This is a genomic window from Vibrio albus, from assembly GCF_003144035.1.
GTDB classification, from domain to species: Bacteria; Pseudomonadota; Gammaproteobacteria; order Enterobacterales; family Vibrionaceae; genus Vibrio; species Vibrio albus.
On the sequence record NZ_QFWT01000001.1, the window covers coordinates 143,232 to 155,100 of the forward strand.

Annotated in this window: 7 protein-coding genes and 1 pseudogene; all 8 read right to left on the bottom strand. The window is 37.2% G+C overall.

Annotated features, from left to right (window positions below):
* Window position 1: 1 nt before the first annotated feature.
* A complete protein-coding gene (locus DI392_RS00540) occupies window positions 2–1,387 on the bottom strand; it encodes a DUF6418 domain-containing protein (protein ID WP_109317961.1) in 1,386 nt (461 codons plus the stop codon).
* A 1,235-nt stretch (window positions 1,388–2,622) separates the two neighbouring features.
* Entirely contained in the window at window positions 2,623–3,663 is a 1,041-nt protein-coding gene (locus tag DI392_RS00550; RefSeq protein ID WP_109317963.1) for a glycosyltransferase family 4 protein, read from the bottom strand.
* 33 nt (window positions 3,664–3,696) lie between these two features.
* Window positions 3,697–3,852 (bottom strand): annotated as a pseudogene (locus DI392_RS19980) (DapH/DapD/GlmU-related protein); the annotation flags it as partial.
* Between the two features lie 530 nt (window positions 3,853–4,382).
* Complete coding sequence (locus DI392_RS00560) at window positions 4,383–6,581, bottom strand: GumC family protein (RefSeq protein ID WP_109317965.1); 2,199 nt, start codon at window positions 6,579–6,581, stop codon at window positions 4,383–4,385.
* A gap of 36 nt (window positions 6,582–6,617) precedes the next feature.
* Complete coding sequence (locus DI392_RS00565) at window positions 6,618–7,181, bottom strand: polysaccharide biosynthesis/export family protein (protein WP_109317966.1); 564 nt, start codon at window positions 7,179–7,181, stop codon at window positions 6,618–6,620.
* Between the two features lie 67 nt (window positions 7,182–7,248).
* Window positions 7,249–8,649 (bottom strand): undecaprenyl-phosphate glucose phosphotransferase, encoded by a 1,401-nt coding sequence (locus tag DI392_RS00570; protein ID WP_109317967.1) that lies wholly within the window; start codon window positions 8,647–8,649, stop codon window positions 7,249–7,251.
* Between the two features lie 682 nt (window positions 8,650–9,331).
* Window positions 9,332–10,462: a carboxynorspermidine decarboxylase gene (gene nspC, locus DI392_RS00575; RefSeq protein ID WP_109317968.1), complete on the bottom strand. Its 1,131-nt coding sequence runs from the start codon at window positions 10,460–10,462 to the stop codon at window positions 9,332–9,334.
* 154 nt (window positions 10,463–10,616) lie between these two features.
* The gene (locus tag DI392_RS00580; protein ID WP_109317969.1) at window positions 10,617–11,861 is read right to left on the bottom strand and encodes a carboxynorspermidine synthase; all 1,245 of its coding nucleotides are present in this window, start codon (window positions 11,859–11,861) and stop codon (window positions 10,617–10,619) included.
* Window positions 11,862–11,869 lie beyond the last annotated feature (8 nt).

Genomic DNA, 11,869 nt, shown 5'->3' on the forward strand with positions numbered 1-11,869 from the left:
ATTAAAAAGAAAACCTAACTTTTCTGTTCTTTTCAAAAAGATAAATCACAAGAACAAAAAGAATAGTTTTTGCTCCCCATAAATACCAATACTCACCCTGTTGAAGACCAAAAACATACCAACTAAAAAGCTTACTGGCTAATATTATGCTAATTAAATCTTTATTAAAAATAGCACGATTTAAGTAAAAAATAACAGCTGAGAATAAAACTCCTGTCAATACAACCCATGGTAGCATTCCTAAATATCCAAACCAATATAGTAACATCGCCATTTGTCCCATAGTAAAGGTAACAAAATTATCTATGTAGGCATTATAGATATTTGGGGTAGCATATACATACATAAGCTCCCTCATACCGTATGGTACTAATTGGTCTATGAATCCATATATATTTAAATAAAAGAAAGAAGGTAAATTCCTAATAAAAGAATCTAAGTGAGCACTAAAAATACCTATTTCTTCATCTGTATCGACCATATACCATTGCTGACCTTGTAATAATAGCCTTTTTTCAACGAACTCTTCTAAATCAATTCCAAGATTAGAATAAATCATTAATACAGCAAGACTAGAAAGAAGAAGAGAAATACAACCATATTTGAATATCTTATTTATTACTAACTTATTAAGTTTGCTCTCTAACAATAAAATTGGGTAAGAAAACGTTAAAAGTAACATAATCATAGAAGCAAACTGTTCTCCATGAAGTATTGAAATAAAAATAATGGAAACAAATAAAAATAATGATATTTTCTTCAAAATAGAAGCACTTGCACAAGAATATAAAATTGAAACAAGTAGAACAGCTAATGTTCTGTTATTAAGAAATACAGAAAGTAATGACCTAGTAGAATTATCCCTGAAGGCAAACCTACTAATACCTAGTAAAAAAGCAAAGCCATCTTTAAAACCGGAAATAAGTCCGATCAGCAAAACAAATACTACAAAAATCAAAGAAGTAAAAATAAATATCTTGGCTAATGATACATCCGCATACTCATTTTTTATATCTCCTTTAATTTTCTTAATAAAAAAATATCCTCTCTCCACTGAAAAATAAAACAAGACATAGTATATAACCAAACGACAAAATGAAGCTGTAACCTGGCCTAATATATCTGTTTCCGTTAAATACCCCCCGGATTCAATAAGTAAACCAGAAACCAACTCAGTAACTCTAATAAATATAAAGGGTAACAAAGGTAAAATAACTTCGGGAGTATCTACAGCTATATAAGAAAGAAAAACGAATAGACATAAGATAGCTAGAAAACTATATATTACTGTTGGATATATATAATTAACATAGCTCATTATCAAACAAATAAAAGTTATTATAATAACAAACAGAAAAGATCTGTTTTCCGGAATTTCTTTAAGCAATTTTTAGACTCCCATTATTCAATTTAAAACCAAACAACAATGATAATAATGGAAAGCTAACTATACTAATAGAAACTATAAAGTAGAACATTACAACGTTAATATCTAATACATTATATAAAAAAGAAAAACAAAATGTGACCGATAACAATCTCGATAATTCAATGTAAAATAGCCGCCTACTAAAGCTTAGTGCTTGATACGCACAAAGTATTGGTGTAGATATCAGCGTAGCACATGAGAACATGATCACTGGAAGAACCAAGTATTCAATATTGTTCCAAACTGGATATATATTACCTATAGGTATATATTCTAAAACTTTGCATAATATAATTATTGACATTGATACAAAAACAAACAGAGGCACTATCTTCAGTAACTTATCCTTAACATTTTCTAATAATACTCTAGAAAAGTCCCTTATTAGTAAAGGCCTAAAAGAATCAATAGCAACACTTAATGGCATTCTAAAAAACTTCTCGGCTAATAGTGCTGAACCAGCCACCTGTACACCAAAAAAATATTCATTTATGATTGGAATTACATTGTTTATTATGCTATTAAATATAGTCTGAGGTAATTGATATCTAATATTTATTTTATTTTTATAAATGGATTTAAAGAAAGCACCTCTAATATCTAGTTTATATTTATAGACCTTAAAAATATAATTAAAAATCCTTTCTCTGATATCAATAAATAAAATTAGCAATGAAAAAATCAGACCTATGATTATAGAAATGATCAATCCATAATTGATTAACTGCATTTTCCATGTGATTAATTGCAAAATAAAAATAGACGATGCCCTTATAATCTTAGTTTTATTTACCAGGCTAACATTACCATTGGACAATAAATAAAACGTAACTAAATTATAAATAGAAAATAAAAACGCCAAGATAGGAACAATCAAATAATAAACTTTTAAAATACCAAATATATATAAAACGAACAAAAATATGAATATTATTATACTTATAATAATAGAACAGAAAATCCCTGTAATAAATAATCTTACTTTCGATATCTTACTTTTTTCAGATAAAATAAAATAATCAAATCTTATCAACAGAACTGTAGATAGTATAAGTGCGTATGCGTTTAAAACAGCTAGAAGACCAAAACTAGATAGTGGATAAATCAGTGCTAGTACAGGATATGATAGAAAACTAATCCCACTAGCAGTGACTGTTGAAAAAAAACTAGATATATAATGACTCTTGCCCATATTAGTCAATAATCGCATTGTTTATATTTGATATGTTATCAAGAGAAAATAGCATCTCACACCTTTCTCTGATTTTCTCTTGTTCTATAATGTACTTATCATCAATTTCACCGAAAATTACTTTCCTTAATTTATTTTCAAAATTTTTATCATTAAATATAAACTCATTATTATGATCTACCAAAAATGTATTTTCTGGTATATCAGAAACTAAAATAGGAGTTCCAAATTTAATACCATCCAATATTGCATTAGATGTCCCTTCCAATATTGATGGGTGTACTAAACATCTAGTATTAACCAAGTAGTCATCCAGTTCATCTCTTGATAATGAACCTAAAAAATTAACCTCACATAGACTTTCATTAGCTATTCTTAGACATTTATTATAATATTCAAAGTTCGAAATTTTACCTGCCACATTTATAATAATGTTCTTATCTCTTACTTTATCTATTAACATATGAATATTTTTGTGGGGTTCGACATTACTTATGACTAAAATAGTTCGAGTATCATTATTTTTCCACTTATATAGTTGTTTCAAATCTATATAATTCAAATGGAGATCACAGTTTATATTATATTCTTTTAACTTCTCTTTTACTCTAGGTGTATTTGTATATAGATAATCTGCAGATTTTATTAAATGTAAATATAGTGGAGAAAATAACTTATTATGAAATTCTCTCAATGATAGAACAACTGAAACTTTTTTAAACTTAAGAAATGGTGTTAATATAAAATATATTGGATTGTAAAAAACCACTTTTGATACATTATTTTTATTTATTTCATTTACAAGCTTTACAAAGCTAAGATATCTAAAAATCCTTCTGATATATTTATTTTTTATATTTAGGTGTAATATTTCAATTCCCAGACCTAATATATCAACGCCATTAATATTCCGTTTTTTAACTGTTGATGATGAATCGACTATAATAAATTTGTTGGGATTGTATTTTGCTAATTCAAATAGTTGTCTTTCTGCTCCACCTAAAGGAAAAGATGGAACAACTAACCAAATTTTATCTTCCACTACTCTACCTTAATTTAAATGTGAAAATTATTGTCTTATCTTTATAACTTTTGCAGGAATTCCAGCAACGACACTCATAGTCTCAACATCTTTTGTAACAACAGAATTTGCCCCAATAACAGCTCCATCACCAATAGAGACGCCTTTGCAGATAACTGATCCTCTTCCGATCCAAACATCATTTCCAATCACTACACTTTTAGACATAAATCCTTGCTTTCGAATAAGAGTAGACGGATTCTGATATCGATGATCGTTATCCCTAATTGAAATATATTCACCAATTCTACAATCATCCCCTATTACAATACTTTCTTCAGAAATTATATAGCTACCTTGATTTATAGAAACATTATTGCCTATTTTTATTTTTGACCCGCTACAACCACCAATTCTTACCATTGGCCCAAACCTAACATTATCACCTATTTCAACATTAGCACTGGGATCATGAATATAAATAGAACCTTCAAAAATACATTTTCTACCTATCGACCATATTAATTTAAATTTAATTAAATTAATCACGCTTACTATCTTTAATTTCAATTTAAAAATTAATTTAAATACTAGCTTTCGGATATTAAACACCTTACCTCTCATATCATGCAATAATTATCAATATTTTTATTACTAAGATATAACTATAACTTACTAGTATATAGGTGTCGTAAACTGATGATTTCGTTATCGAATACAGCATGAGTAAATAATTCTATTTAGACTATTTGTTCATCACCATAGTGCCCATATTCCCCATACCCATACTCAGTCTGAGCAACCTTAGTATTAATCTGGTTAACCACCACCCCATCAATTCCAATTCCATGGCCCATAAATTTAGACATGGTTTTTCTAACTGCATCCGTTTTCGGACCATTAGCTTTAACCACAATAATTACTGCTTTGGTTAACTGGCTGACAATCAGTGAATCACTTACCGGCAATGTTGGCGGGGTATCAATAATAATTCGATCGTACTGGATTTCGAGTTTGTTTAGCAGTTCTTCAAACTGCTTAGAACTGAGGAGCTCTTGTGGGTTAGGTGTCAGCATACCTGCCGGCATTACGGTTAAACCCGAGTGTTTGTCTTTAAACAAACAATCTTCCAGTTCCGCGCCCATTAACAGGTGGTTAGTTAAGCCCTGGTGGTGCTTTTTAAAACCAAACCGTTCAGAGATAGAAGATTTTCGCAGGTCACAATCAATCAACAATACGTTTTCGACTTTTGCAAATGACATTGCCAGGTTAATAGAAACGGTGGTTTTCCCTTCTTCTGGTACTGAAGAAGTAATAGCTATGCGCTTGCGATCATTGTTCATATACGACAGCATTAAGGAAGTGCGGATAGAGCGAACCGATTCACTAAAGCTGACATAGTGAGAATCAAAAAATACCGAGTTATCCAGCGGTGCTTTTTTGAATTTTTTCGCCTTAATCATAGGTACGCCCCCCAGAGGAATAAGGCCGAACTTATCTTCAAAGCTTTTGACTGATTCAACGGTATTTTTCATTGCATCAATTACAAATGCCATAACAACAGCCAAACCAAAGCTGGCAACAAAAGCTAAGGCAACAATGAGCGTTTTCTTAGGAGCACTTGGTATTTGAGGAATCATCGCTTTGTCGGTAAAACGGGCGGTTGCCGCCTGAAAGTCACTGGTTGCCGACGTTTCTTTTTGACGGTTTAAGAACACATTTAACACATTTCGGTTAGTTTCTACTTCACGTTTTAGTGCTTCATAACGGCTTTTCTTGATCGTGATTTGCTGGTATTCCCCTTTACGGCTCTGGATTTCGTTATTTAGCAATGATTCCTGTTTTCTGACTGCCTGTAGTTCTTTACCAATTCCGTTCACCAATTTATCGGTAATACTGCCCGCTTGCTCCTGTACTGACGCTAATTTGGCTTTCGCCGCAATCATTTTGTCATGCTTTGGACCATAACGTTTGCTGAGTTCCTGAACTTCATTAACGGCATCAATTTCTGCTTCACGGATCGCAATAACTTGTGGATGAGACGAAATACTTGGAATGGAAGAGAGTGACGCAACGTCTGTAATATTTGATGATTTCAGAGCCGTATAAGCCGATTCAATTTCAATTCGTTTGTCCCGTACCTGAGCCAAGCGTTCCGTTAAGTTCGCTAACTCCTGACTTGCCAGTGATTCGATACCACTGTCATCAATCAGTTTTTCTCTTACCAGGAAATCGGATAATGCTTGTTCAGAGTTTTCCAGTTGTTGTTTTAGCTCTGCCAACCGAGTAGTAATCCAACTGGAAGCATACTGAGTAGCCGATAACTTCGCTTCCAGATTCGTATCAATGTAAGCATAACCCACTTCGTTCGCGACTTTTGCTGCTAACGTTGGGTCTTCTGAAGTAAAGCTGATCTTTACCAGCTGGGTTTTTCTTACAGGAGAAATAACCAGATTATCTTTAAATGCCGTCAATACACTCTGGCGAATGCCCTCTGCGGTTGGTCCTTTATCTTCACTTGCTCCAAGCAAAGAGGCAACCAGTGGCATTGATTTGATTTCATCAACGAAAGACTTTTCTGCTTTTAGCGTTGAGTTAAATTCTGCCAGATTAGCCAGTCCCAGCTTATCAATAACTTTTTCCGCAATCTGATTTGATTTCAGAATTTCAAACTGGGTCAGGTAATACTCTTTTTGGCTGGAATCGATGCCGACGACTTCTTCTATGGAAACCGCTTTTTTCTCATGCGCTTCAATCAGCAATGTTGCGGTTGCGGTGTACTTAGGCGTAATAGAAAAAACAACCAAAATCGCAATTCCGGTAACCAGAACTGAAAAAAGGATAATAATCGCCAGGCTACGTTTCAGTACTTTAAAATAGTGGCTAAGATCAATGATCTCTTTTGACGAAACTTTTTTATCTTGTAATAACTCTTGCATGCTACTTAAACCTGATATTGACGACTTAAAAAGGACTTACCAAAACGAACTAACGACATAGATAGTGTCTCCGGGGTGAACCTCTGCGGTGAGGTCAACTTCACTTTTTTTCTCTAACAGATCTTTAATTTCATTCTGAGTTAATCCTTTTACTTCTTCACTTTTCGTCAGATAAACGCCTTTGGTTTTTCTGTATTTCGCCAAAAATCCCCCCGCTAACGCGATGGCTTTTTCCACCGACAAATCAGGCTGATACTCATAAGCACCAGGCTTATTTACCACACCGTTCACATAAATATTCCGGTATTCCACTATACTGACGGTCACTTTAGGGTTAACCAAGTAATCCCCTTTCAGGCCGCTGGTCAGTTCTTCCTGTACTTCACGCAGTGTTTTATCTTTTGCACTGATATTTCCTAAATACGGAAACTCAAAGTTTTCGCTGCTGTCGATCAGCAGTTCATCGAAAGATAAATCTTCCTCGCCATAAACCGATATCCGGATGGTGTCACCAGCGGCCAGTTTATAATCTGAAGCGTGGCTAGCCCCCGAAATAAGGAAACTACAAACAATGAGTACCTTTAAGATTATTTTTAACATCGTTAACCTTATGTATGTGCTTAAGTGGTATGGTGGAATAATGTTGTCTGGTGAAAATAATAAAGTGCTAATAAGCCGTTTTGCCTACAAACCCTTTAAATGCGGTAAGGAAAATAATTTTGATATCCAGCCATAGAGACCAGGACTGGATATAAACAAGATCGTGTTCGACCCGTTTTTCCATTTTATCCAGCGTATCGGTTTCGCCACGGTAGCCGTTTATCTGCGCCCAACCGGTAATGCCCGGTTTTACCTGATGACGCAACATATATTTGTTGATAAGGCCACGGTATTCCTCGTTATGCGCCACCGCATGCGGTCTTGGCCCCACAATAGACATGGTGCCCATCAGCACATTAAAGAATTGTGGCAATTCATCCAGAGAAGTACGGCGAATAAAGCTGCCGAATGGTGTAATACGCGGATCGTTTTTAGTGGCCTGTTTTACCACAGGGCCATTGTCCTGCGTTTTCATGGAACGGAACTTCCAGACTTTGATCGGTTTTCCATCCAGACCGTATCGTTGCTGTTTGAAAATGACCGGGCCAGGAGATGACAGCTTCACGCCAACTGCAACCGCCAGAAGTACGGGGCTGATCAGAGCAATAATCAGCATGGATAAAATAATGTCCTCTGCCCGCTTCATAAAACTGGAAAAACCATAGAACGGCGTATCGTGAATACTTAAGGTAGGAACATTGCCCACATTACGCCAACGGGACTGCATTAAGTCGAAGGTAAAGAAATCAGGAACGATATAGACGCGGGCATTACTGTCAGCAAAGTGGCTGATGATCTGCTTGATCCGTTTGACGGCTTCCATCGGAAGCGCAACATAAACGTGTTTTACTTTATGCTCTTTAGCAAGGTGTAACGCTTCATCAATTGTGCCGCTTAATGGTACGGGTAGTTTTTCAGCATGAAGACGATCCGGCGAGCGGTCATCATAGATACCCGTTAGCTGAAGATTAAGAAGAGGATTACTGAGAATGGCATTGGAAAGAGTAATACCGGATTTTGTTGCTCCGATAATGACTGTTTTTTGTTCACTGGCATCACGATTAAAAATACATGGGTATTTGTATGCAAAAATACGCCATACAACAAGAATCACCGGTGTAAACGCAAACCATATTGCCAGTGTTACGCGGGAATAGGATTCAGAGGTTTTAAAGAAGAAAGCAATAAATAGCATGACGGCGATGGTAAACAGCCAGGAAAAGAATAATCCGGCCGTTACTTCCCGCAGTGAATGGGAGTGCGTCGCCCGATAAACGCCGGCTATTTCGGCCATTAAACTATAGAAGAAAACCCCGGCACTTAAAGCAATAAAGTAGCTATTACTAAAGTCACCATTGTATACATGTGAGGTCAATACCAGAACTGTTGATATGATAAATACATCCAGAATCCGGTAGGCAAGAACGGTCTCTTCACCATGACCTTTTATTCGCTTTCCCTGTCTCATAATTATACCCAGTCAACAAACGTAAAAACTAATTGCCGAGAATAAGTGGTTATAAAAATAACCACTTCCATTGAGAAAGCTATCAATAAAATAACAGCTAACTCATTATTAACTAGACACGCTACCGCCCTTGGGTTACAGCTCCCACCGTGCTTGTTTATACATTCTCGATAATCACTCCGACATCAAAAACAGCTAACTTATTGTTTTATATGAATTCTATCATAGAGAATTCTACCTATTAGCCTTTAGATGTCCTGCGTATGTACTGGTTTAAATTGTATTAATATAAGAAACCTAGCCAACCAACACATACTAACCTTGCATTAGATATAATCTTCTAATGTCATCAGGTGTGAGTTAGTTTGAGCGTAATCAAAATAAAAGAAAATAGGAAAAAGTGATCTTTAGTCAACTTCAATGGTATTTTCTTAATTATGAGACAATTTCCATTTCAATTCTTTGTCATTTATGTGTCTTTATTATTAATTAAGGGAACTCTTAATTTTTATATTTAAATAGAGACTTATAACTACTGATAAATAGATTAATAAATTTTGGATTAACAAATAAGTTAATAATAAAGATGTATCGACGTTAAAGAGTGATTAAAGAGTGGGAAAGTGGAAGTAAAGTAGAAGGTAAATTAAGGGGGCGATGTCATCCCCCTTCATCTAAAAGATTAGACAGACCACTGCGACAGAGAGCGTTTAAAATCGCTGTAGTCAAACTCGTTCAGCTTAACAATGTCGCCATTACTGCGTTCACAGTAAACAGACGGCATTTTAAGACCGTTAAACCAGTTTAACTTCACCATGGTATAACCAGCACTGTCCATGACATGCAGTCTTTGGCCGATTTCCAGAGGCTTATCAAAACTTGCCACACAAAACTGGTCACCCGCCAGACAAGAGCAAGAACCAATAACGTATTTATGCTCACCATTTTCTGACGCTTCCAGAATAGAGGCCGGTTCATCATAAATAAGCGTATCTAAACGGTGGGCTTCTGTTGCTGAATCCACAATGGCGGTTTTTATTTCGTTCTCGACGATATCCACCACGGTTACCACCAGATCGGTGGTTTTAGTGATAATGGCTTCGCCCGGTTCCAGATACAGCTGTACGCCATGCTTGCCGGAAAAGGCTTTTAGTGCTGCTGCCAGTTTTTCCAGCTCATAACCAGGCCAGGTAAAGAAGACACCACCGCCAAGGCTTACCCAGCTTAGTTTATCCAGATAAGAACCAAACTGTTCAGAGATACTATCCAGCAAGGCAATAAATGAATCTGCGCTTTTGTTCTCACAGTTCATGTGGAACATCACACCATCCAGATTTTCAAACACTTCTGGTTTAATATGGTCAGCCTGCACACCCAGACGAGAATACTTACGCGCCGGATCAGCCAGATCCTGCCCGGCACAGCTCACCCCCGGATTCAGGCGCAGACCGATAGACGCTTTACCTTCTACCAAGTGACGATAAGCTTTCAGCTGACTCTGTGAGTTGAAGATCATTTTGTCGCAGATATCCGCGACTTCTTTTACATCGTCTTCGCTGTAGCCAACGCTGTAGGCATGGGTTTCACCACCAAAGGTTTCGTAACCCAGTTTTACTTCATAAGGCCCGCTGCTGGTTGTGCCGTCAAGGTAGGGTTTAATAATGTTAAACACGCCCCAGGTAGAGAAGCACTTCAGCGCTAATACAAGTTTGACTCCGGAAAGCTCTTTTAACTGCTTCGCTTTTTCAAGGTTCGCCAGCAGCTTGTCTTCGGAGATCATAAAGTATGGAGTGTTGAGATTGGTTGTACTCATGGGATTTTCCAGTGGTTATGGAGACTAGAGACTAGAAGAGAATACAGAGCGCTTCGCTTTGAGATTACAGACTACAGAAAACAAAAGTAATGGTATTTTTTCTGTAGTCTTAAGGGAGTTTACGACCGCTCTGTATTCTACATTTTCGGCCCTTTTACTTAAGGATCTGAATATCCGGCTGAGCGACATCCAGCTCCTGTACGTGCCAGTCCAGGCCGATTTCCGGCATGGTTTCCAGGAATGGATCCGGGTCCAGTTGTTCCATGTTGAACACACCGGCATCAGCCCACTTGCCACGGAAGTATTGCAGTGCCGCCGTAATTGCCGGTACACCCGTAGTGTACGAAATAGCCTGATGCTCAACGTCTTCGTAAGCCACTTCGTGATCCGCGTTATTGTAGATAAACACGCTGCGCGGTTTACCGTCTTTGGTGCCCTGAACCCAGGTACCGATGCAGGTTTTACCTGTGTAACCCGGTGCCAGAGACGTTGGATCAGGTAGAATGGCTTTTAGTACTTTCAGTGGTTCAACTACTGTACCGTCTTGTAGAGTAACTGGATCCGGACTTAGCAGACCGATATCACGCATGCAGTTAAAGTAGTTAAGGTATTTGTCACCAAAGCCCATCCAGAATTCGATACGTTTAGCCGGGATAAACTCCTGCATAGAACGCACTTCATCGTGAGCCATTGAGTAGACTTTATGTTTACCCACCAGTGGGAAATCGAATTCAAACATACGGGTATGGCAAGGCACTTGCTTCCACTCACCTTCTTCCCAGTAGAAAGAGTCACCCTGAATTTCCAGCATGTTGGTTTCCGGGTCAAAGTTGGTTGCAAACTTCTTACCGTGATCGCCTGCGTTTACATCCATCACATCGATAGTATCGATCTCATCAAACAGATGCTTAACGGCGTATGCTGCAAATACGCTGACTACACCCGGATCAAAACCTGCACCCAAAATACCGGTAATGCCTGCTTCTTTAAATTTGTCACGGAATTCCCACTGCCAGTCGTAAGCTTGTGGTACCTGCTGACCTTCAGAGCAGAGGTCTACTGCTACAGAGGTATCCAGATAGGAAACTTTAGCCTGCAGACACGCTTCCATAATGGTGATGTTTACCCATGGAGGACCAGCATTGATTACCAGATCCGGCTGAACTTCTTTGATAAGGGCAACCAGTGCTGCAACATCGTCCGCGTTGACTGCACGCGCTTCCAGTTTTTTGGAAGGATCTTTCAGGTTGTTTTTATTTTTAATCGATTCGATGATCTTTTCGCACTTACCAATAGTACGTGATGCCAGGGTGATGTCTCCCAATACATCGTTGTTCTGCGCCGCTTTATGCGCCACAACCCAACCAACACCACCAGCACCAATTTGTAGAATTGACATAGTTCGTT